Origin of the sequence: Parabacteroides sp. AF39-10AC, assembly GCF_003635405.1 — a bacterium.
GTDB classification, from domain to species: domain Bacteria; phylum Bacteroidota; class Bacteroidia; order Bacteroidales; family Tannerellaceae; genus Parabacteroides; species Parabacteroides distasonis.
In genome coordinates this window covers 223,285-247,079 of record NZ_QTLP01000005.1, presented here as the reverse complement: position 1 = coordinate 247,079, position 23,795 = coordinate 223,285, and the positions used below count along the sequence as shown (strand labels likewise).

At 45.2% G+C, this 23,795-nt stretch carries 20 protein-coding genes; 12 read left to right on the top strand and 8 right to left on the bottom strand.

The features are described from left to right. Positions 1–339 precede the first annotated feature (339 nt). Positions 340–3,912 (top strand): DUF6383 domain-containing protein, encoded by a 3,573-nt coding sequence (locus tag DW033_RS06700; RefSeq protein WP_122382576.1) that lies wholly within the window; start codon positions 340–342, stop codon positions 3,910–3,912. 180 nt (positions 3,913–4,092) lie between these two features. On the opposite strand, the gene DW033_RS06695 is transcribed toward DW033_RS06700, so the two are convergent. After that, positions 4,093–4,932 carry a Bro-N domain-containing protein gene (locus tag DW033_RS06695; RefSeq protein ID WP_057326026.1) on the bottom strand — a complete coding sequence of 280 codons (840 nt, stop codon included), beginning with the start codon at positions 4,930–4,932 and terminating at the stop codon, positions 4,093–4,095. Between the two features lie 337 nt (positions 4,933–5,269). Here DW033_RS06695 and DW033_RS06685 point away from each other — a divergent pair, with 337 nt between their 5' ends. From DW033_RS06685 to ispF, 5 genes are all read left to right on the top strand, one after another. After that, positions 5,270–5,920, top strand: coding sequence for a redox-sensing transcriptional repressor Rex (locus DW033_RS06685; protein ID WP_022192530.1), 651 nt, complete (start codon positions 5,270–5,272; stop codon positions 5,918–5,920). A 3-nt stretch (positions 5,921–5,923) separates the two neighbouring features. Beyond that, positions 5,924–6,538, top strand: a complete 615-nt coding sequence (locus tag DW033_RS06680; RefSeq protein WP_005861219.1) for a fumarylacetoacetate hydrolase family protein — start codon at positions 5,924–5,926, stop codon at positions 6,536–6,538. Continuing rightward, a complete protein-coding gene (gene porU / locus DW033_RS06675) occupies positions 6,535–9,948 on the top strand; it encodes a type IX secretion system sortase PorU (protein ID WP_122382575.1) in 3,414 nt (1,137 codons plus the stop codon). Before DW033_RS06680 ends, porU begins: the two co-directional genes overlap by 4 nt. A gap of 91 nt (positions 9,949–10,039) precedes the next feature. After that, positions 10,040–11,242 carry a type IX secretion system outer membrane channel protein PorV gene (porV, locus tag DW033_RS06670; protein ID WP_005861221.1) on the top strand — a complete coding sequence of 401 codons (1,203 nt, stop codon included), beginning with the start codon at positions 10,040–10,042 and terminating at the stop codon, positions 11,240–11,242. A gap of 6 nt (positions 11,243–11,248) precedes the next feature. Then, positions 11,249–11,734: a 2-C-methyl-D-erythritol 2,4-cyclodiphosphate synthase gene (gene ispF, locus DW033_RS06665; protein ID WP_005866785.1), complete on the top strand. Its 486-nt coding sequence runs from the start codon at positions 11,249–11,251 to the stop codon at positions 11,732–11,734. On the opposite strand, the gene DW033_RS06660 is transcribed toward ispF, so the two are convergent. From DW033_RS06660 to DW033_RS06640, 5 genes are all read right to left on the bottom strand, one after another. Then, entirely contained in the window at positions 11,703–14,012 is a 2,310-nt protein-coding gene (locus DW033_RS06660; protein WP_199712364.1) for a PAS domain-containing sensor histidine kinase, read from the bottom strand. The genes ispF and DW033_RS06660 overlap by 32 nt on opposite strands. Positions 14,013–14,176: 164 nt before the next feature. Further along, complete coding sequence (locus DW033_RS06655) at positions 14,177–14,959, bottom strand: DUF6261 family protein (RefSeq protein WP_005866789.1); 783 nt, start codon at positions 14,957–14,959, stop codon at positions 14,177–14,179. 314 nt (positions 14,960–15,273) lie between these two features. Beyond that, positions 15,274–15,765, bottom strand: coding sequence for a hypothetical protein (locus tag DW033_RS06650; protein WP_227793681.1), 492 nt, complete (start codon positions 15,763–15,765; stop codon positions 15,274–15,276). 91 nt (positions 15,766–15,856) lie between these two features. Next, on the bottom strand, positions 15,857–16,990 hold the full coding sequence (locus DW033_RS06645; RefSeq protein WP_008778466.1) for a 6-bladed beta-propeller: 1,134 nt from the start codon (positions 16,988–16,990) through the stop codon (positions 15,857–15,859). A 4-nt stretch (positions 16,991–16,994) separates the two neighbouring features. Further along, on the bottom strand, positions 16,995–17,231 hold the full coding sequence (locus tag DW033_RS06640; RefSeq protein ID WP_005866796.1) for a hypothetical protein: 237 nt from the start codon (positions 17,229–17,231) through the stop codon (positions 16,995–16,997). Positions 17,232–17,394: 163 nt separating this feature from the next. On the opposite strand from DW033_RS06640, the gene DW033_RS06635 reads away from it, so the two are divergent. The 5 genes from DW033_RS06635 to DW033_RS06615 all read left to right on the top strand — a co-directional run bounded on the left by DW033_RS06635 (position 17,395) and on the right by DW033_RS06615 (position 22,687). Then, entirely contained in the window at positions 17,395–17,739 is a 345-nt protein-coding gene (locus tag DW033_RS06635; RefSeq protein ID WP_122382574.1) for a translation initiation factor, read from the top strand. 12 nt (positions 17,740–17,751) lie between these two features. Continuing rightward, a complete protein-coding gene (locus tag DW033_RS06630) occupies positions 17,752–20,919 on the top strand; it encodes an exodeoxyribonuclease V subunit beta (RefSeq protein WP_122382573.1) in 3,168 nt (1,055 codons plus the stop codon). Between the two features lie 72 nt (positions 20,920–20,991). Next, complete coding sequence (locus DW033_RS06625) at positions 20,992–21,654, top strand: phosphatidylserine decarboxylase family protein (RefSeq protein ID WP_005861238.1); 663 nt, start codon at positions 20,992–20,994, stop codon at positions 21,652–21,654. Beyond that, on the top strand, positions 21,651–22,352 hold the full coding sequence (locus DW033_RS06620; protein WP_048927943.1) for a phosphatidylcholine/phosphatidylserine synthase: 702 nt from the start codon (positions 21,651–21,653) through the stop codon (positions 22,350–22,352). Before DW033_RS06625 ends, DW033_RS06620 begins: the two co-directional genes overlap by 4 nt. A gap of 56 nt (positions 22,353–22,408) precedes the next feature. Further along, positions 22,409–22,687 carry a DUF4834 family protein gene (locus tag DW033_RS06615; RefSeq protein WP_008773877.1) on the top strand — a complete coding sequence of 93 codons (279 nt, stop codon included), beginning with the start codon at positions 22,409–22,411 and terminating at the stop codon, positions 22,685–22,687. A 3-nt stretch (positions 22,688–22,690) separates the two neighbouring features. Here DW033_RS06615 and DW033_RS06610 read toward each other — a convergent pair whose 3' ends face one another. Next, positions 22,691–23,131, bottom strand: coding sequence for a nucleoside deaminase (locus DW033_RS06610; RefSeq protein ID WP_008780688.1), 441 nt, complete (start codon positions 23,129–23,131; stop codon positions 22,691–22,693). After that, positions 23,128–23,355 carry a hypothetical protein gene (locus DW033_RS06605; RefSeq protein WP_005866807.1) on the bottom strand — a complete coding sequence of 76 codons (228 nt, stop codon included), beginning with the start codon at positions 23,353–23,355 and terminating at the stop codon, positions 23,128–23,130. Before DW033_RS06605 ends, DW033_RS06610 begins: the two co-directional genes overlap by 4 nt. A gap of 69 nt (positions 23,356–23,424) precedes the next feature. Between DW033_RS06605 and DW033_RS06600 the strand changes: the two genes are divergently transcribed. Further along, positions 23,425–23,790, top strand: coding sequence for a YraN family protein (locus DW033_RS06600; RefSeq protein WP_008773876.1), 366 nt, complete (start codon positions 23,425–23,427; stop codon positions 23,788–23,790). Positions 23,791–23,795 lie beyond the last annotated feature (5 nt).

Below are 23,795 nucleotides of genomic sequence, written 5' to 3'. Positions count from 1 at the left end.
AAGTTGATGAATAATAGATTGAAATGATATTTGGAGTATGAAAACGACTAGTCTAAACGATCGATTCTTTTAGTCATTTGCAAAGGTACGCGTTTCTTCGATACTTGCAACCCTTCCGGGCTATTTTTTTACCGCTTATTCTCTTTCTTATCAATAGGATAGGTTATCCTTTACGAAACAAGCGATTCCTTCAACGAACTGTGCGTTTAGGCATCAAAAAAACGCAAGATTTAATCGATCGTTTAGACTAGTCGTTTTGTATGGTTTAGGGATCGGTTTAGTAGGGCTAAGTATTTGATTATCTTAATAAACACTAGTATTAATATTAATTTCAGTATTATGAACAAAAAGTTTTCTACACTTTTGTGTGCTGGTCTGCTGGTTTCCGCATTCACATTGAATGCTCAAACTCCTGCACAGGCTGAGCATATTGATGCTCTTACTTCTATTTCAGGAGTGGGGGCGGCGGCAGTACCCTATTTTGAGTCTGCCACTCCTAAAGGAATGTTCCAATTGAAAGCAAACGACAAAGTCCTTATCGTGGAAAATGATAAGTACAAATTGGTTGCTCCTTCTGATCTTACGGATGTTGAATCTTCTTTATGGTGTATCTCTATCACTGAGACAGAGAGCCAAGGAAAGAACCCTATCTTCGATTTCATCAATAAGAAGACTGGCGCTATTTTGGCATTTGATACAGAGACAAGCAATGTAGGTTCTTCTTTCGGTGGTTGGGCTTTTTCTTCAACTTGGACAAAGAGTAGTTACGAGAAAGATCCAACTAAGGGTGGTTTAAGACCCGATAAGGAGTTGTTTACTTACATCGATTCTGATTATGCTTATATTTTGTTTGGTGAAGGCGATGAGGTTAAAGCTAAAAAAGTAATGGCTTCTGATGCCGAGGACAAAACAGGTGACGCTCAAGATGCATTGAAATTTACTGTTTGGAACGCCGGTACTTATGTATTGAGCGCTAATGAGATCAACGCTTATTTGAAAAACAACAAAGACGTATTGAATTTCCATTTGGATGCTAATGCGGATGTCAACCCATTCTCTGCTTCTCAAATTGAAGCAAAGGTGGCCGATGGTGTAACCGCTGATGGAAAGAATTTCGTTTATGTCGTTAAGAAAGACGAAAAAGATAAGAAGACTTACTTGAAGGTCGATACAGCCGCTAACGGTGTGGGTATCGAGTTCTTGAAATTCGGATGGTCTGATACGAATGTTGAGAAATATGCAGATGCGCTTACGGTAACGGGTGATGCGGATGATATTTCACAGCAACATAAGTTCCTATTCACTTATCGTCCTTCTGCTGATAGCTTGTTTATTCAAGTAAAAGAAGCTCGTGTTAGGGATACGCAGAAACCTACCGCTGAAAGAGGGTATTGGAAAGATGCCACCAAAGTGAAATATGGTTCAAACTACCATGATATTTATTGCGATGGCAAACAGGCGGCAGACGCAAACTCCGATGCGGATCAATTATTCGTTAAGTTACAAAACTATACGGTAGCCGATCGTATTGTCACGATCGGTACCAAGGCTATCAATACACAGATTAGTTTCGGTATTAATGGTTGTGTCGCATCTAATAACAAGACATCCTTGGACGAGGGTTTGTATATTATCAAGAATGATAAGGGACAAGTTTTGGCCGCTCCTATCCACTTAAATGATAACAATGCTGCGAACGAGGCTCAATGGATTACTTTGGATGAGCAAGATCCGATGCACATGCCAGCTTATCAATGGGTTGTAACAAAGGTTTATACGGCAGATAAGGCAAAGGCTACTTCTCCTGTAAAGTTCGTTAACCGTGAGTTCCCCGAATTGTATGCGAATTCTGTTCAATTAACTTTAAATGAGGATGGTGATATCATAGGTACGGCAGTGGGTACTACTATTGATAAAGTCTTGAATAAAGCTACTTTCACTCGTATCACGGATAAGAATATCTTAGGTGATAAGAAATTAGGCTATCGTTATATCCCGACAGATTCTTTATTGGTTAATAAGTATGTATTTAACTATTTGAATCCGTTTACGGATAGCTATTGGATGGCCAACGGAGCAGATAAGGATTCTGTAAACTATGTGAAAGAAACGGCAAGCCGCTACATGTTGGAAGAAGGTTCTACTGCTGGATACGGTTATGGTTACGGTAAAGATAAGGATACTCCGGAAGGTAAAGCATTGGCTCGTTTAGGCATCGCACGTTTGGAGAGAACGAACTATGTAGTCAAGACTGTAGACGGTGCGAAGTCTTTGGTTGAGGCTTACGGTGAGAAGTACTCTATGGGTGTTAATAATTATAAGGTAACTCCTTATGTTGTTGATACATTCTTCTTCAAGGAAAATAATCATTATAATGCTAAACATTTCTATGCGATTGTAGAGTCTGCTCCGAAATGGGTAGCTTCTGATGGAAAAGTTATCTATGCCTACGAGGTAAAGAATGACAAAGGCGAAGTTGTAAAATATGTAAATGCGCAAGGCCAAGACGTTTCAGTTTCTAATTATAAGTGGGCTGGTGCTATCATCCAAAGCGCAAGTGCTGAGTTTGACAAGGCAACTCATAAGGTTGGTACTGCTGATGACGGTAAGAGCGCCGTATTGAAAGTTCAGATCTTGAACGAGACTCGTACATCTGCCTTCACGGTAGAAGCAGATAAGACCCCGTTGTATCGCCGTTTCAACAATGCCGTCATAGGTGAGAAGGCCGACGATGCTGCTGATAGCTTGATTTTCGTTGAGAAGATCCGTCAAGAATACTTGATGGATGAGTGGAATCCTAACTTGACTTCAGAAACCGTTGATTACGCAGGTATCTGGAACCGGGATAAAGCAAAAGGTAAGTTGGTGTTCAATATTGATACGGCTTGGGTAAATCGTGGTAAAGGTTATATCAAACCACAATACTTGATCTCTGTTGATCGTCAAGATCAAGATTTAAACATCGTGACTCATCCTTGTACTGAGGCTGGTCCTCACATCAAGCCGGACGGAACTCCGACAACGGATCCATACGAATGTGTTCATGCTACTCACAAGACCTTAGGCTTCACGTATGGTAAGTATTTGGTAAGTTTCGGTGACTCCGCTATGATTAATGACATGGAAGCTCCATACATGGATATCAAGGGTGGTTACACTCGCGTAGGATTCGTGAGAGCTGTTAAGGTTGGCGATTCTTTAGTCGTATTAACGAATGGTTTCGAGAAAGTTGAACCGGCTAAGATTGATACCGCTGAGATCTTCGCTAACTATAAGGCAACGAAGTGCGAGCGCTTCATTGTTGACTTAACTGGTGATAATCACAAGAACGTAACTTGGTCATTCCGTTATGTAAATCCGTTAGAGGCTGCCAAGGCTTATATTGAAGGAGGCGAAGGTGAAGGTGTGAACAATGAGTTCTTGTTCGAATCTAACATCTATGAGAAAACAGGCTATAAGTCTACAAATGCAACAGTAGCAGGTGTTTCTACTGACGGAAAAGCAACAAAGGGCTTCCAAGAGGCTCAGTCTGGCTCAATCGCTCCTGAATATGCCGCATGGTTGAAGATGCAGAATGGTTGCTTGGTATTGACTCGTGGTGATTCTAAATTTGATGCGGCTAAGACTGGTTCTGACGGTGCTTTGATCTTCAATGCTGTTCGCCCGACAGAAAAGGATGATATGGTAACTTCTAATGATGAGGTATCCGTAGAAGGCGTATCTGTAGTAGCTACTAACGGTGCCGTGACTATCCAAGGCGCAGCTGGTAAGTCTGTAGTAATCACCAATATCTTAGGTAAGGTAGTTGCTGAGACTATTCTTACATCTGATAACGCTACAATCGCCGTACCTGCTGGTATCGTAGCCGTAGCTGTTGATGGTGAGGAAGCTGTTAAGGTGGTAGTTAAATAATAAAGATATATAATTCTAAAATTCCCGTGCGGAGATTCGTCTTCAAGTAAACCGAGAGGTTGAACATGCGGGGATATTAATACTAAAGTAAAAAATTAAAGCTCTCCGTCAGTATTTCCGTGAGGCAAGAAAGCGGAAAAAGAATAAGCCCCGGTCGGTTTCTCGATCGGGGCTTTTTGCCTATTCTTTGTCGTTTTTATCTTTAAGTCTCAATCCGGTTCTAGCGTTGAGGGGAGAGATTACCGAGTGGCCTAAATCGCTTTCAAGTTGTTTGCGGGCGGCCTCTGCTGCTTTTCCTCCTTGTTTGGCGATAACTTCGTGTTCTTCGAGATGTTGCGGATTCTTTTCTTTGGACAATTCAGTGGTAGCTGCTTCGGCAAGCATATTAAGAGCAAGTTCCGTATTGGTCATATTGTCTCGTAAGCTCTCTTTTTTCAGACCTTTGAATTGTTTATATTCTTTGGAAGTTTTACCGGCCCACGTTTGATAGATGATATCTGTAAGGGTAGCGAACTGAATACCCTCTTGTAGTCCGTGCCGTTTCCATTCATCGGTTAGGTCCTTGCGTATCTCGATGCTTTTAAGGCGTTGATTAATCCAATTATCCGAGTACCCCAACGCTTTATATTCCCTCATGGCTCGATCTATCGTTAACTCGGGGTCTTGCATTTCATCCAATCGCTCTTTTGCCACTTGGGCCATCCATAACTTGAAAGGTTCTGCTTTAGGAGACGGGATGGATTGGATAAGCCGGAACAGCTGTTCTGTCGTAGCTACGTCGGTTTTGTAGTATTTCCCGTCGGTAGAAGGTAATTTCAGTTGGTGACAATTTGTCACCAACTCACTACCTTCAGCTTTTAGCCTTTGTTTGAGTTTATTCCAATATTTCCTTCCATCCACACTTTCGGTGAGGATACTTACAACGTCTACTATAGAGAAAAACCATTCCTCTGTTTCATCGTCCCAGACTGTACGTACTTTTTTCTCTTCGAAAATCTTGATAGCTTCTTTCTTTGTCATAATTGAAGTTTTTGTGTGAACACTTTAGTTAAAAGTGGATGATACCTAAATCTGTGCTATGGTTTTGGATATCTCGAAACTTTTGCGTAAAAATACAAAAGATTCGAATGCCTCCCAGGTTTATACGGGAAAAAGGATCGTAGAGACAGTTTTTATTACCGACAACGCTAGGATCGTCATACTTGCCGGTATCGAAGCCGTGATTGTTGAATGTGAGACCACTGTTAAGGTGGTAGTTAAATACAGTTTCTCGATCGGGGCTTTTTTGGTGAATCTTTTTAATTTTGTACTTTTGTAGGCTTGCACGAATGTTATACATGAATAGGAGAATTAGACAATGGCCAGCGATGATATAAAACAGGCATGGAAAGTGCCGGAACCTACGTTAAGGAGGTTGCCGTGGTATCTTGCGTTTGTAAAGTTGATGAAAGGAAAAGGGGAAACGTTTATCTCATCCACCCAGATCGCTAAGGAGATAAATGTAGATCCTAGTCAGGTCGCTAAAGATCTCTCTTTTGTGAATATCTCCGGGAAGACGAGAGTGGGATACGATATTAACGCATTGGTTGACGTACTGGAGGATTTCCTCGGTTTTACATCCCAGCATAAGGCATTTCTGTTTGGGGTAGGGAGTCTGGGCGCTTCTTTGTTGCATGACACCGGACTAAGTCAATATGGATTGGAGATCGTGGCGGGCTTTGATGTTCGTGAGGATTTGGACGGGAACATGATTAATGGCATTCCCGTTTTTCATATGGATGATTTTCCTGCCAAGCAGAAAGAATATGGCGCGACGATCGGGGTGATCACCGTGCCGGTGGAGAAAGCGCAGGAGGTGACAGACCGGATTATCGAGGGAGGAATCAAGGCTCTTTGGAATTTTACCCCCTTCCGTATACGGGTGCCGGAACATATCGTAGTCCAGAATACTTCTATGTATGCGCATTTAGCTGTTATGTTTAATCGATTGAACTCAATGAATCACTAAAATATGAAGATTATCGCCGTTGGAATGAACTATGCCGCTCACAATAAAGAGCTGCATCATTCGTTAGAATTATCAGAGCCTACTATTTTTATGAAGTCGGACTCCTCTTTGTTGAAAGATGGGAAACCGTTTTTTATTCCGGATTTCTCATCGGAAGTTCATTATGAGACGGAGATCGTGGTACGGATAGACCGTTTGGGGAAAAATATAGCCGAGCGTTTCGCTCATCGTTATTACAATGAGGTTACGGTCGGTATTGATTTCACGGCACGGGATTTGCAGAATAAATTGCGTGCGCAAGGGCTACCGTGGGAGATTAGTAAGGCGTTTGATAATTCGGCTGTGATCGGGACCTTTATTCCGCTGGAGCAAGCGGGGGATGTAAACCGGCTTCCGTTCCATCTGGATATCAATGGCTCGAAGGTACAGGAAGGCAATACCTCGAATATGCTGTTTTCGGTAGATAAGATTATCGCGTACGTAAGTCGCTTCTTTACGCTGAAAATAGGCGATTTGATTTATACCGGAACACCTGCTGGCGTAGGTCCCGTGAAGATCGACGATCATCTGGAGGGATATCTTGGCGAGCGGAAGCTTCTGGATTTTTATGTGAGATGAGAAGATTAATATATATATTCATTATAGGTTTATTACTTTGCTCATATACATGGGCGGATGGTAGCCGTTATGCTTCTAAATCCCTGTTATCGGAGGGGAAATGGGTGAAGATCCGGGTGGATAAGACCGGAATCTACAAATTATCCTATGCGGATTTGAAGAATATGGGTTTCTCGGACCCATCGAAAGTCTCTGTCCATGGCTATGGAGGATGGCCCTTGGATGAGGATTTCAGTAAGGAATATATCGATGATGTCCCTTCTACACCGGTTTGGCGTGGGAGTGATTACCTGTTATTCTACGGGAAAGGGCCGGTTAAATGGGAGTATGACTCGTCGAGCCAGACATTCGTGCATACGAATAATCCTTATTCATTGTATGGCTATTATTTTGTGACCGATGCCACTCCGACGAATGATATGACTTCCGTGGCTCAAGCGAGTGGCGCGACTAATCGGATCACGACTTACGATGATTATTTGGTGCATGAGCAAGAATTAGTATCGTTGGCGAAATCGGGTAGGGAGCTGTATGGGGAAGATTTTAGCGGAGCTACCCCCCGAACCCTATCAACATTCTCTTCAATTCCGGGAATCACGAATGAAGACGCTAAGGTAACCATGAGCTTTGTATCCAAAGTCACTTCCGGTACGGGAGTCGCTTCTTTGAGTATTAATCAGTCTAATGTTCTGGACGTTTCGATCCGCTCGAATAGAGAGGAATATGTGAAGGCGCTAGGAGGGGTAAGCACGGCGGTATGGAAAGGCGAGAAGAGTGAGAAAAACAGTGTGGTCGTGTCTTATAATTCGGCTTCTCATAACAATGTACGGTTAAATTACGTTCGGTTACATTTTAAGAGGACTTTGCAGCCGTATGGGGCCTATACTTTTTTTCGTAGTATAGCTTCTATCGGAAATGTTTCCCGGTTCGTGGTACAGGGCGCAAACGCGAATACCTTGGTCTTTGATGTGACGGATGCTCAGCGGGTAAGACTGATGGAGACGGAATTGAATGGCTCCGAACTTACTTTCTCTATTCCTGCCGGTACCTTACGGGAGTTCGTTTTGGTACGGACGGATCAGAGCTTTATCTCTCCGGAGGTTGTCGGTGAGGTGGAGAATCAAAACCTACATGCCTTGGAGCAAAAAGACATGATCATCATAGCGGCTAAAGCTTTCCAAACGCAAGCGGAACGGTTGGCGGAGGAACACCGGGCAACAGACGGATTGACCGTGGAAGTCGTGGATCCTCAGTCGATTTATAATGAGTTCTCAAGCGGTGCGCCTGACGCTACCGCTTACCGCCGGTTCATGAAAATGTTCTACGATCGTAGCGTGTCTGCCGGTAACGCTCCAAAATACCTGTTATTGTTTGGCGATGGTATTTACGACAACCGGGGAATTTGCTCGGACGTGAAAAATATAGCAAGGGATAATATGTTGCTGACCTATCAGTCGAGAGCGTCCTTGTTTGAATATTCAGGATTGTTCTATAATTCTAATTTCTCGTATGTAACGGATGATTATTATGGGCTATTGGATAATGTATCCGAGGAGGCACTTGATAAGCCGAACAGTATTTGCATAGGTGTAGGACGTTTCCCCGTGCGGACGGTAACGGAGGCTACCCAAATGGTAGATAAGGTAATCGGTTATATGCGGAACGAGGACAGAGGCGGCTGGAAAAACCAAATCACCTTCGTGGCGGATGATGGTAACAATGCGGATCACTATACGAGTAGTCATGCGGAACAAGCTGATGAGCTGGCCCGGTTTATAGAGGAAAATCATGGGGCTTTCCTAACGAATAAAGTTTATTTCGATGCGTTTAAGCGAGATAATAGCGGAACGTATCCGGATGTACGTAAGCGGATCTCTGAATTATTGAAGAAAGGGCAACTGTTGATTAACTATACGGGGCATGGTAATACGACCGCTTGGTCTGACGAATACGTGTGGACACAGACGGATATCTTACAATCTACTTATACGAAACTACCCATTTGGGTGACGGCGACTTGCGATTTTACCCGTTTCGATGACGTGAATACCTCGGCGGGAGAATCTGTTTTCTTGAATGCGAAAAGTGGAGGGATCGCATTGTTTACGACAACCCGTGTGGTTGTATCTAGCGGTAACTCGGCACTGAATAAGGAACTTTACCGCAATCTCTTTGAGAGGGAGAGTGACGGACGGGCCCGTACCTTGGGCGAGGCCATGATGGAGACCAAGCGGAAACTGTCTGGTATCAATAAACTTAATTTTATTTTGATAGGTGACCCTGCTTTGAGAATCTCCTATCCGGAGTATAAGGCGCAAGTGACAGCCGTGAACGGCAAGGCCATATCAGATGAGCCTTTTACGTTTAAGGCTTTGGAGAAAATAACGGTGGAGGGAGAGATCTTAGATACGAAAGAGGGCTTGGCTAACGATTTTACCGGTATCCTAAATGCTACGGTGCTGGATAGTAAAGCTTCATTGACCACCTTGGGCAATAATACGAATGAAAAAGGAGATACGGTCCGCTTCTCTTACACAGATTACCCGAATACGATCTATATCGGGCAAGATTCGGTACGGCAAGGAAAATTTAGTTTTACATTTATGGTACCGAAAGATATCTCTTATTCGAATAAGCAGGGAAAACTGAATCTCTACGCCTCGGATGAGGTGAACAAGCATGAGGCACAAGGATCTTTCTTGAATTATATCGTTGGCGGTACCGCTGATAATGCGGAGGCAGATACGATCGGCCCTGAGATCCGGCAGATTTACTTGAATGATTCTAGTTTTGTAGAGGGTGATCAAGTGAATACGACTCCTTATTTTGTCGCTAGGCTGTGGGACAAGAGCGGTGTGAATATAACAGGTAGTAGTGTAGGGCATGATATCATGCTGACGGTCGACAGTATGCCTTCCATGAGTTATAACTTGAATAATTACTATGCACTATTACCCGATAAAGAAGGGGAAGGACTTGTCCAGTTCTCCATCCCCGAGCTGGAGCCGGGAATGCATACGGCCGAGTTTAAGGTGTGGGATATCTTAAATAACTCCACGACCTATACCTTTACTTTTGAGGTGGCGGAAGGGTTGAAACCTAATCTGATCGAGATGTATGCCACCCCGAATCCGGCACGGGATCAAGTGGAATTCTTTCTGCATCACAATCGTCCGGAGTCGAACTTAAAGGTGACGGTTATGGTTTATGATATGACCGGTAAGTTCCTATGGAGTACCGAGAAGAGCGGTTCCTCCGAGTTGTTTAAGGCTTATATCGTAACTTGGAACTTGACGGATAACGGTGGCAGGCGGTTGCGCCCGGGAGTTTATCTGTATCGGGCGGCGATTAGTACGAATAACTCGAAAGAGGCGACGAAAGCGAATAAATTAATCATTCTCGCACAATAAAGTATCGGGTAATTAGTTTATAATAAGCATGGGGGTATGTTTATTACCCTCTAGGAATGATAAATGTAAATGTATTTTTAGAATAGAATATATGGTAAGAGTTTCAAGATTCAGTCTGTTACTAGCGGTTTTCAGCTTTTTGACGGCATTTACGGCTTTATATGCCCAAGGAGGCGCAGACGATGTTAAACATAAATTCGCCCCGATTAATACGGCGATACCGTCTTTGTCTATCGCGCCCGACGCTCGCGGAGGTGCTATGGGTGATAACGGTGTGGCTACTACGCCGGATGTGAATTCCCAATACTGGAACCCGGCTAAGTATGCTTTTAGCTATAGTAAGGCCGGAGTCGCTTTATCCTATACGCCTTGGTTACGTAAATTGGTGAATGATGTGGCTTTAGCGTATCTGGCCGGTTATTATAAATTAGGCGATAGCGATATGCAGGCGATCGGAGCTTCTTTGCGTTATTTCTCTTTAGGAGAAGTACAGGAAAGCCGGGATGGAGGAATGGGTAATCAGCTCATATTGAATCCTTATGAGATGGCTTTTGATGTAAGTTATAGCCGTAAATTATCGGATGTGTTTTCTATGGCAGTCGCCTTGCGCTATATTCGTTCGGACATGGGTGCCTCGTCGGATGCGGATATGGTTCCGGATAACGCTTTTGCCGCTGATATCGCCGGTTATCTGGAGAAATACGTGATCTTAGGGAATAGCGAGTGCCTGTGGAGCTTTGGTTTTAATGTCTCCAATATCGGTACGAAGGTCTCTTACGACGGCGGAAATACCAACCAATTCTTGCCTACGATGTTAAAGGTTGGAACCGGTTTGCTGTATCCGATCGATGATTATAACCAAATCGGTATCTATGTGGATTTGAGTAAATATTTAGTTCCTACCGAACCTATTCAAGAAGGTACGACTCCCGAGGATGAGGCTGCTTATAAGGAAAAACATGATGAATATAACAATATGTCCCCGATCACGGGTATCTTCAAATCATTCGGTGACTCGCCGAATGGCTTCAAGGGCGAGTTAGAGGAGATTATGGCCTCTATCGGTCTGGAGTATAATTACAATCAGCAGTTCTTTGTTCGTGGCGGTTATTACTATGAGAATAAATATCAGGGAAACCGTCAGTATTTCTCGGTCGGTGCCGGTTTCCGCATGAGTGTTTTCCAGTTGGATGCCGCTTATCTGATCAGTACGGTACAGAGTAACCCGTTGGACCAGACATTGCGCTTCTCCTTGTCGTTCGATATGGATGGAATCAAGAACCTTTTCAGATAAATGGGTATGAAGATACGTGTAGGTTTTGGTTATGACGTCCACGCCTTGGTGCCGGACCGGGAATTATGGCTGGGCGGGATTAAGATCGAGCATACGTTGGGCCTATTGGGACATAGCGATGCGGACGTGCTGATCCATGCGGTCTGTGACGCTTTACTGGGAGCGGCCAATATGCGGGATATCGGTTATCATTTCCCGGATACGGCAGGTGAATATAAGAACATTGATAGCAAGATATTGCTTCGTGACACCATGAAGCTTTTGAGAGACGCGGGCTATGAGTTGGGTAATATCGATGCCACCGTAGCCGCCGAACGCCCTAAATTGAATCCCCATATCCCTCTGATGAAGAAAACGCTGGCCGAGGTCATGAACGTGGACGAGGAGGATATCTCTATCAAGGCTACGACCACGGAGAAGCTGGGCTTCACCGGACGGCAGGAAGGGATCTCGGCTTACGCTACGGTCTTGATACAGCGTATGGGATCGTAAACCAGAAAGTACTCCCTTTTCCTTCTTCCGACTCTACGCCGATCTTCCCGTGAAGATTCTCTAGGATCGTTTGGCAAATGGATAGCCCGAGTCCGGTTCCTTGGATAAAGGAATCGAATTTGGCGAAACGCTCGAATACGTGCGGGAGGTTCTTCCGCTCAATACCTTTTCCGGTATCTTTTACGTAAAAGTATAATCCATCTTCCCTCTCCTTGTATCCCATGCGGATAGACCCTTGGAACGTGAACTTACAGGCGTTCGTGAGGAAGTTGGTGATCACTTGGGTCAAGCGATTCTTCTCGGAATAGATAACACAATCCTGTTCGGGTATCTCGCAATAGAGAGTGACTCCGCCTTTCACCCGGCTTTGGAAGGTCTGGTATAAGCTCCGGAATAGCGTGGATACGTTGAACTCGGAATAGATGAAATCCATTTGCCCGGCCTCGATCTTCGATAGATCCAGAATATCGTTCACGAGTTGAAGGAGAAGTTCGTTGTTCGTCTCGATGATCTCGCAAAATTCTTTTGTCTCCTCGGAGGGGTTTGTTTGGGCGAGCAGGTTCGAGAACCCTACGATAGCGTTCAGCGGGGTACGTATCTCGTGGCTCATGTTCGCTAGGAAGGCTGATTTCAGCCGGTTGGATTCCTCTACCTTCGCTTTGTCCCTCAATTCCTGCTCCATCAGCTTGCGTTGGTGGATCAGGGCAGTTCCCCCGATCAGGTAGATAGGTTTACCGACGGGATCGGTCTTGCCGGTGATGGCGTAAATTTCTATCCATATATAGTTTTCCCCCGTATCGTCTAGGTAGCGGATTTCCTCATCTACTGGTTGGCCCTCGCCGGAGGCAAGTGCTTCCATCTTATCACGGAGCCGGTCTAGGTCATCCGGGTACACGCCGCTATAGAACTCATTGGGTGACATCTTGAATATCCCGTTTACGCCTTTGTCACGGGCGGATCTTTGGGTGAGGTAGACATTATTGCACTCTATGATCTCGGCTCTTACGTCCCACGTCCATGTCATCATGTTGCTGGCTTTCAAGACGAGTTGATATTTCTGGTTTAAGTCCTGCGCTTGGCGTGCGATTCGTAGTTCCTTGTCTTTGCCCTTTTGCTTTTGGATAAAGAGGTGTACCCGTAATATCCCTATCGTTATCAATAACACCAGAATGACGAGTAGGCTTATGATATGGACCTTGTATTTCTGAAAGAAACCGGGAGGCTCTTGGAAATAAGTGGCGTTTGGGGGATATAAGCCGGGATCGATTTGGTGAAGCAATAGGTGTTGGTAATTCAGGTAAGTCTTCGGGGTTCCCGAAGTCAGGGTAGAGATTTCTTTGCTATCTTTTCCCGAGAGGATCATTTCGATCGTGTTGGCCGTCACCTGCGCGTAATCCTCCGGAGAAACATAATATCCCCCGGCGAAATTCCCGTTTTTTGTTTGTACGTCTTGCAAGGTAAAGACGGGGGGAACTGAGAAGCTGTTAATCATTTTCTGGACGTTATCGACTAGGTAACGATTCTCGTTGTCCTTCTGGGTCCTGTACCATGAGTAATAAAGGACGCCGGTCTTATTGTCGAAAGAGGCCAACCTGTCCAATAAGTTCTCGGTGGAAATGGAAGTCGTAGACAGCGGCTCGAATTGGATGCCCGGGAAATCTTTCCGTAGCACGGCCTCCACATCCGCTTTCGTTTGCTGACTTATATAACGATGGTCGAAAATAAAGGCCAGCTTGGTTAATCCCGGTTGTAGCTTTTTGATTAGCTCGATCGTCTGCTTGATATAGACTGAGTATTTTATAAAAGTGGCGTTATAGCCTTTTACTACGTCCGTGATGGGGGTTAAGGTCTCGAGCGCGTTGGTATCCAGATCTATCAGATATTCTTCTTTCGGGTACATATTATCTCTGGCATAGCAGATGATAGAGGGAACATCTTTCCATTCCTTGTCAAACAACGGGCGGGTGATAAGCCAAGAGGGATCTCCTATGCATACGACTAAGGTGGGTGGCACAGGTACTCTCTCTAGGATCATTTGTCTCTTCTCTTGAAAACCTTCCATCGTGCGGATACCGGGGATCTGTAAGGGAATCGCCTTTACGGTAAACCCTTCCTTCCCGAATTTATTTTCTATATCAAGATAGGTCTGTTTCGTCCAGCTTTCCTCAAAGTTGATGGAGTGCAGTACGACTATAGACGGTTTCTCGCCGGAGCCTCGCGCACTCATGTTCAAGTGGACCGTTAGTATAATAAAAATAAAAAGAATGATATTTCTCATGGCCGTTAATTCTAAGCGATATATGTAGCGAACGTGATTCTGGCAGCAAATGTAGTGATTCCGCTTTATTAAGCAAGAGGTTTGCCTGAAAATAAAGCTCTTGGGAGGAGATAGGGGATATACCCCGGCGGGATTTATCCGCCGGGGCATATTGCCGGGGTGATTTATTGGGCAGGCATGTCCGTTTTGTTTTTCTTTGCGTTGATAGTAGACCGGGTACGTAGGATCGTCTTTCGCTCGTCTATCATCACGTTCACGTGATCAATGAAGGTAGTGTATTTCTCCTCGCCCTCAATCAAGCAAAGGGCGTTTACGGTGCTCACCAGCTGCCTGTAGGCGTTGTCTGCCTCGGAACGGCATTGCTTCACGACACCTACGATGACTCTCGACTTTTCGTCCGTTCTTTTTTGGGCCGCCTCCTTGAAGGCTTTTTCTTTGTTCTCTAGGTTGTTGATCCATGGGGTGAGCGCCAAGAGCCGCGCTTTCTCGGCGTCCAGCGCCTTGAGGTCTTGGATGAGATTGTGCAGCACTCCGCTTTCCTCAGTCTGGGCGAGGCTGGTGGGGTCGCCATAGGTATCAAATAACCTCTTGACCTCCATAGCGGCGGTGGCGGTGGCTACGTCCGGATGCTCCGTCATGGCCTTTACGTAAGCGTTGGCGCCCCGCCACGCGCTGTCTCGCTCCACGTCAGCGTCTGTCGCCAAGGCTGTGGAAGGCAGGCTGCTGGATGATTTCAGCGCCTCGTCGAATGCGTCTAACTTGGTCTCGAACGCGCTGATCTGGCCGTCCAGCACGGGGTTCACCTCGTCGGCTATCTCGTCGGGGCTCTCCGAGTCTCCACCCGATCCGCCTCGTAGCGTTACCGCCTCATCGTGGAATTGTTTCAGGAATCCGAAATCCTCCTCCACGTGAAGTGGGGACAAATTGAAAGCTTTAATTGTTCTCATGTCTATTAGATTTAAAAATGAATGATCAAGAAACTTGTGATCTCCCAAATGTAAGGAGTTAGCGCTTACGATACAAATTTAAGGCTGGAATAACGCGGGATAACGCACTAGAAACTTCTAGGACCCCGTACTCACCCCTCGACAGGGCCGCTGGAACTTCTACGGCCTTGTACTCACCCCTCGACAGAGCCGTAGGAATTTCTAGGACCCTGTACCTACCCCTCGACAGAGCCGTAGAAACTTCTGGGAGGCTAGATGTTAAAAAAACTTACTTGACAAAGTCCCGGGATCTTTCCAATGAGGTCATCTATCATCTACCACATTTTTCTTATTTCTTCCAAATAGATTAAGGTAAGTTGTGGCAGTGCTTTATTGTGGATATGTAGATATTTAACACATAAATCTTTGTTCATGATGAATAAAAAAGGAGCGAAAGAATCTTCTAGTTCTATGGGTAACCCTAAATATTTATTATGTAAGGTCAATAGCTTTTTTCCATAGCAATCATTTCTTAATCGAGCGGGATAATCGGGTGATATGAAAACTACTTTTGTCTTTATTTCCTCTTCTGTAAAAACCTCGTTTAACATATCGACAACTGCGTCAATACAAGGAGGACATGTTTTTTCTGAAAAACAAAAGAATAACTTTTTATCATTACATAGATTGCTTAAGGAGAAGGAACTTAGAGAGTCTGTTCCCCAATAGCACCTTTGGTCGAGGCATTCATAATGCCCATTTTTTAATTCTTCCTTTTTGTAGATATACAGACTTTCTTTCTCGTATTCGAAATTGTCTATATACATATCTTTTGGGGACTTTTTTAAGTGATTCACACATCGTACGCAAATTATACCAGCTAGTATCCCCAAAAGGAAAATGTAAATTAGATTCTCGTTAATCTTCATTTTTGAAAACATATTTAATTAAGATTGGATTCTCTTCTTCCGAATGCGATTGAATGATCCTTCGCTGCTCCTCATTCCGTAGTTTCTCGGGAAATATGTCATCTAAAGGAAGCCCTCCCTCGGGAGTGCAAAGGATAAAGTCCTCTCCGAAGTAGATCGGATACAGTTGCAAACCCTCTTTGGTTCGCTCGAATTGGAGCAAGCTTTGCTTTTTTCCGTCATAAAACAGCTGGATATACTTGTTTTTACGGACAACCATAGCGTATCGGTATCTGCTATTTTGCCCATGAAACTCTATCACATAATTTACACTCTTAGAGGAATAGGCATCCTTCGCGTATTGGATTTTTTCTTGTTGGTTCCAGCCGGAAGGAAACTCCAATTTCTCGATGTCGTTATTTAAATTACCAAAATCCCAGTGATAAAGCTCTGTCAAGGTAGTTTTTGAGAGTGAGTAAATCGTGTTAGTCAAAGATCTGCAAAGAGAGTGTGGGAATGGAAATACGTCTTTGCAAAATATATCTTTTTTCTCTTCATGGAAATATTCATCGATTATTTTATCCTTTGATAAGGAATAGAACTTCAGGCGATTGTCATAATCATAGGTAAAGAAAGCGATTGTATCCTTGTTTTGGAACTGTAGAGAACTATAAGCCCCTGCGATATCGGGAAGTCTCTTTTTCTCGATGAATTTACCCCCTAGGTCATAGAAAAAGAGAGCGTTGCTGACGGCGCAGAGTACTACAAGATTCCTGCGGGCTGTATCGATCGCGAAATCAGACAGATTTAGGTACTGCCCCGGGCCGTCTCCTTTTTCGTTAAGTGCGAATTGGAAACGTCCCTCCCGGTCGAAAACAAAGATTTGGGATCTTCGATAATCATGGATATAATATCGGCCCTCAAAAAACTTGATCTGGGTTATATCACGGATCAGCGATTCCGGCGTTGTCTCCAGTGGGATGACTTGGATATCGGAAAATAGTTCCTTGGTGGAGACATTATCTCTCCTTTCCAGATTTGCGGTTATGATATCAGATTCCATATTTCTCTTATCTTTCCATCCCGTACAAGAAAGAAAGAGAAATATGGATACTATCGAATAGTAGTAAATGCTATTTTTCATTCGGTTAATCTGGATAACAATGATCTTCTTGCCATCCTGAAAAATAGCAATGAATATAAATAATAGGGCTTATTCGGTCAAGAGCCCAACAAGCTCCCTCATATCTACCACAAGTTATACCCGGGCCTCCTCCGTCATCAGGACATGCGCTATCGTCACTGTTTTCAGCTAAAACATCAGTGTTTAGAGCGAAAAAAATTAAACCGATTAGTGCTGTAAACTTTAAAACTTTTTTCTTCATAACTTTATTGGATTTAAGTGATACAAATTATTAATTGCAAATATATATAATTGAGTTAGGATTGGATGATTTTTGATGAGATTTTTTAGAAAGAGAGAAAGAATAATTCCCGTTTGCCCATCCCAAGATAAATCCGTAGTTTTGGCTCTCAAAAAAGAGCGATATGAAGACGAACGACAGGAAAGATCGATTAGGCGTGATGTACTCCACGAATCCCGATTTTCAATATAATACGGGAGATACGGAGGAGGAAGATACGTTGCCGAAGGAGAAACAAGCTTTGCGTATTTCCTTGGACAAACGGAACCGGGGAGGGAAGATGGTTACCTTGATCACCGGGTTCCGGGGTACTTCCGAGGATCTGACCGCCTTGGGGAAACTCTTGAAAGTGAAATGCGGCGTAGGCGGCTCCGCGAAGGACGGGGAGATAATCATCCAAGGGGACCTGCGTGCCAAGGTGTTGGATATCCTCCGGAAAGAGGGCTATTCGAAAAGCCGTACGATCTAATCCCCGATCGCTATGCTAACAATCTATAGGGCTTCTGCCGGGGCGGGCAAGACGCATAAATTGACAGGGGAGTACCTGATGTTACTCTTCTCCCAGCCGGGCGCTTACCGCCGGATCTTGGCCGTGACGTTTACGAATAAGGCGACGGATGAGATGAAAACCCGTATCGTTCAAGAACTTTATCACCTCGCTTCCGGCCGCGCGTCCGATTATATCCAGCTACTCTCTTCCGCCTATTCCTTGACGGAGCGGCAGGTGAGGGAGCAGGCCCGGAAGATTCTGGTCGCTATCCTGCACGATTACTCCGCCTTTAATATCAGTACGATCGACCGCTTTTTCCAGCAAACGATGCGTGCCTTTACCCGCGAGATCGGTTTGCAAGGCGGCTATGGCATCGAGATGGACCAAGAACTGGTCTTGACCGAGGCGATCGATAACCTGCTGGCCGATCTGGAGAAGCCGGAGAGCAAGGATTTGCTAGGTTGGCTGCTGCGTTTCGCCGAGGACAAGATCGAGGATGGTGGCGGCTGGAGCTTGCGGAAGGATATCATGTCGCTCAGCCGGGAGGTCTTTAAGGAGAGTTATAAGGCATTTAGCGAGGAGGTCGGTAAAGATATTGCGGATAAGCAGGCCCTAGATGCCTATAAGAATGAGCTATACGCCATTATCCGCTCCGTAGAGGCGGAGGCGAAACGTTTAGGAGAGGAGGGAGTGGCGTTGCTGAAACAGTTCGCGTTACAACCCTCGGATTTTAAGGGGGGAAGCCGTTCCCCGTTTTTCTATTTCGAGAAGCTGGCGAGAGGTGAGATGAAAGAGCCGACTGCCACATTCCAAACTTTGCCGGATAATCCGGAGGCCTATACGACCAAGACGACTCCACCGGGCCTCCGGCAGATCATCGGGTGTGTATATGAGGAAGGGTTGAATGCCTGCGTAAAGAATATCGTATCCCTGTTCGCCAACCTGACGGCCTATAACACGGCCCGGGAGATCGTGCGTTATTATTATACGTTAGGGATCTTAACCGATATCTCCCGGCAAATCGCCTCTTACCGGGAAGAAAAGAATGTGATGCTGATCGCCGATACGACCGAGTTGCTGAATAAGGTCATCAGTGGCAGCGACGCCCCCTTTATCTACGAGAAGACGGGTACGCACGTAGATCATTATATGATCGATGAGTTCCAAGATACCAGCGGCATGCAGTGGAATAATTTCCGGCCCTTGGTGGAGGAGAGTCTGGCGAATGGTAGGGCGAACTTGATCGTTGGCGATGTGAAGCAAAGTATTTATCGTTTCCGTAACTCGGATTGGAAGCTATTGGACGAGCAAGTCCGCAGGGATTTCGAGGAGGAACAGGTCCGTGAGGAAACCCTGATGGATAATTGGCGAAGCTGCCGCCATATCGTGGAGTTTAATAACGGGTTCTTCACCACCGCTCCGGCAATCCTGCAAGATCTATATAATGAAGCGTTGAAAACCTCCTCATTAAACGAGGAAGAACGCACGGCCTTTTTCACGAAGATCATGACCGCTTATGATAAGAGCATTCAGCGTGTCCCTCCCCCTTTCCAGAAGAAGGACGGACATGTACGGATCGATTTCTTGTCCGGCGATGAGGAGAAGAAGTGGGAGCAAGAGGCGATGGAGCGCTTGCCGGCTACCTTGGAGCGCTTGCAGGATAACGGTTACGCGCTAAAAGACATCGCCATACTCGTGCGTACCAATCAAGAAGGCGCTTTAGTGGCTGATACGTTGCTAGCCTATAAGGAAGAGCATCCGTCCGACCGGTACAATTACGATATCATCTCCGATGATGCTCTGTTTGTGGGTAGTTCTCCGGCGGTCCGTTTCCTGATCGCCGTATTGCGCTATTTGCGAAATCCGGAGGACCAGACGAACAGGAAATTGGCGATGTATGCCTATCAAGTATTAACCGGAAAATTCGGGGAGAGCGAGGCGGACGAGTCTGTTTTTCAAAACCTTCAGTCTATCTCCCGGCAATCCTTGTACGAGGTAACCGAAGGGCTCTTCCGTAACTTCTCCATTTACTTCCCGGAAACGGAACAGGTATTCGTGCAAGCCTTTCTGGATATGGTTTCCGAGTACGCCCAAAAAGAAAGCGCGGATTTGAACCGTTTCTTGAGATGGTGGGACGAGACCGGTTATCGAAAGACGATCGCTACCCCGGATGGGCAAAACGCTATCCGCATCTTGACCGTACATAAATCCAAGGGCTTAGGTTTTAAGGTCGTTATCATTCCTTTCGGGGACTGGGAGATCGACCATAAGCCGACAAAGCCCGTTATCCTTTGGTGCCACCCGGAGAAGAAGCCGTTTGACCGCCTGCACTTAGTTCCTGTCCGTTACGGACAGATCCTGAGTAGCACGATTTTCGCCAAGGATTATTTCAAGGAGCGCTTGCATGCTTTCATCGATAACTTGAACACCTTATACGTCGCTTTTACCCGTTCGAAAGAAGAACTGATCGTATTCTCCCCCCGTCCGAGGAAGATCAACAAGGAAGGTAAGGTTGAGAAGATAACTTCCATCGCCGATCTATTGTGGGCGGGGGTGGAGACGGATATCGAGGATGATACCTTTGAAAGGGGCGAATGGTGGCATCCAGCTTCGGGTAGAACGGCAGAAGATACCCTGGAGGAAATCCCCATGAGCCGCCTGTATTCCGTTTCCCCGGATGATCGTTTACAATTACGCCTGCATGGGAAAGGATTCTTTTTCGATAATGCCAGGCGGAAGCACGGTACCTTGATGCATGAGGTATTGAGCCGGATACGTACGCCGAAAGATATTCCCGCTTCGGTCGAAAGTTATCGGTTAGCCGGGGTGATTAACCGGGAGGAAGCGGCGGAGTTGATCAGCCGTCTGGAAGAATTATTGCAAGCGGAGGAGGTAAAGGCTTGGTATGATGGTTCCGCCCGTGTCTTGAATGAAGTGGATATCCTGTTCGGTAAAGGCTTGTCTAAACGCCCGGACCGGGTGATGATAAAAGATAACAAGGTAATTGTCGTGGATTATAAATTTGGCGAACGGCAAGATAAGCGCCATCCTAATCAGGTAAGAAATTACCTGCAATTAATTCGTAAAATGGGTTTCGAGCGGGTCGATGGATACCTTTGGTACGTAGAGTTAGGCAAAATAGAGGCAGTGAATAAGTGATATATTTTTGATATTCGGTAAAAATGAATATTTTTGCAGATTCTTAGTATAAAACGATACAGTCAAAGAAGAATGAAAGTACATAAAGAAGGAACCGGTTTACTGCTTACGTTGTTTACAATATTATTTATTGTGAATATAACTTTGTACCATACGGTAGGTAAGGGTATGCTGTTTTATTCTGTCGCTTTTGTTTCTACCGTATTGTTCCTATTGGTATTAAACTTCTTCCGTAGTCCTTTCCGTCGGTTTCCTTATGATTCGGAAGGCTTGGTGATCGCTCCCGCCGACGGTACGATCGTTGCCATCGAGGAAGTGATGGAGAACGAGATCCTTCATAAGAAGTGCCTACAGATATCTATCTTTATGTCTATCTTCAACGTACATGCCAATTGGTTTCCCGTAAACGGTACCGTTAAGCATGTTTCCCACCAGAACGGGCGTTTTATGGCGGCTTATCTGCCGAAGAGTAGTACGGAGAACGAACGTTCGGCGGTCGTTATCACCACGAGGAACGGGGTGGATGTCTTGGCTCGTCAGATTGCCGGGGCGATGGCACGCCGCATCGTTACGTATGCCAAGCCGGGAGAGAAATGTCATGTGGACGAGCAAATGGGGTTTATTAAATTCGGTTCTCGCGTGGATGTCTACCTGCCGGTAGGAACAGAGGTGTTAATAGAGATGGATCAAAAAGTAACAGGCAATCAAACGCCTATAGCCCGTTTGTCAAAATGAGTATAAGAAAACATATTCCTAATACAATTACGTGTCTGAGCCTTCTGTCCGGGTGTGTCGCCAGTGTTATGGCCTTGCACGGAAATCTTTTATCTGCGTTGATTTGGATTATTATAGCCGCGGTCTTTGATTTCTGCGATGGCTTTGCCGCTCGTTTATTGAAGGCTTACTCGCCGATGGGAAAGGAATTGGATTCCTTGTCGGATATGGTAAGTTTCGGCTTCGCTCCGGGCATGGTGGTCTATTGGTTGTTGGGAGAGGCTTCTACGGCTTTGCCTTTTGGCTCTTTGAATACGTATATCCCTTATCTGGCGTTCGTGATCCCTACGTTTTCAGGTTTGCGTTTGGCTAAGTTCAATATTGATGAACGGCAAACTACCTCGTTTATCGGCTTGCCGGTTCCGGCGCATGCTTTATTTTGGGCTTCGGCGGGGTATTCTGTTTTACCGGTTGTTCATGCGAATGAAGGCTTGTTCGTGTTGGTGACTGTTATCTTGGCGTTTATTACCTCCTTGCTGTTGGTGTCTGAGATACCGATGTTCTCGCTGAAGGTGAAATCCTTAGCGTGGAAGGGTAATGAGCTTCGCTATATATTGATCGCTTGTGCCATTATTTTCGTGGCGTTATGGGGATTCTTGGGAATCTCTGGAACCATCCTGTTATATATAGTCTTGTCTATTTTTAACAAAAAGGGATAAACAAGAATTCTTATCTTTGTGTTTGTGATAGTAAAGAATCATTTAAGTATCGGATTATGTTTAAGTTTTTGTTTGTAATATTCTTTTTCTTTATCCTGTTGGTGTTTCTGATGGGTTTCTCCATCTTGCGTACCTTTAAGAACATCTTTTTTGGTAGCGGAAACAACACTCGTAAGGGAGAACAACGTCGTCAAACAAATAGCAATACTTCCGGACATCGTTCTACGACTACTACCGCCCGGGACGATGATGATGATCGTACACCTTATGTGCACCGTAAGAAGATATTCGCCAAGGATGAAGGGGAGTATGTGGATTACGAGGAAGTTAAATAGAGCTTAGCGTCTTTGCTTGAAGAAACGCTGCATTTCTTCCGCGCACTCTTTTTCAAGGATACCTTTTTTGATAATCGCTTTCGGATGGAAGGCTTGAGGGGCGAATTTGGAGAAACCTCTTTTATCATCGGATGCCCCGTATACGATCGTGCTTAATTGTGCCCATCCGATCGCGCCGGCACACATTATGCAGGGTTCCACGGTTACGTATAGACTACAATTTGTTAGGTATTTCGCTCCTAAGACTCCGGCGGCGGCCGTAATCGCCAACATCTCGGCATGTGCGGTCACGTCGTTCAAGCATTCGGTTTGATTATGCGCCCTCGCTATGATCTGGTTGTTGCAGACGATAACAGCTCCTACGGGAACCTCACCCTCGGACGCTGCCGCACGAGCTTCCACCAACGCTTGCTTCATGAAATATTCGTCATTGAAAGGATTCATCTTCTCATCTCATTTTCGTTGAAAAGAGTCGGATAATCCTCCTCCAAGGTCTTGAGGATGTGAGAAAGGATCGTCTCTCGGTACCAACGGGACTTGTTCTCGATCTTGTAGCGTGAAAGATAACGTTTTACCGCTTTATGCTCTTCGTCATTCAGCATAAAGGTCACTTTGTGTACCCTCGGATGATTGGGGTGAGCCGATGAATATTTACGTTCTTCTCTCATACATTTGCAAATGTACGAGTGAATAGCCGAATAACAAAGAAAATGGCTATATTTGTGCAAATTAATGCGATGGCAAGACAGAACGATATGGGTCGGGAAGGTGAGTCTGAGGCTCGTGCCTATCTGGTAAAACATGGATATAACGTGTTGCATACCAATTGGCATTGGCATCATTATGAACTGGATATTATCGCTGTCAAGGAAGATGAGTTAATCGTGGTGGAGGTAAAGACACGCTCTGAGGATTTTTTGCTTTCACCGGAAGATGCGGTAGACACCAAGAAGATTCGGAGGATTGTCGCCGCTGCGGATGCCTATGTCCGTTATTTTAATATAGACTTACCAGTCCGTTTTGATATCGTGACATTGATCAAGAAAGAGACGGGTTTCCTGATCGACCATATCGAAGATGCTTTCTATGCTCCTTGCCGTTAAAAGAT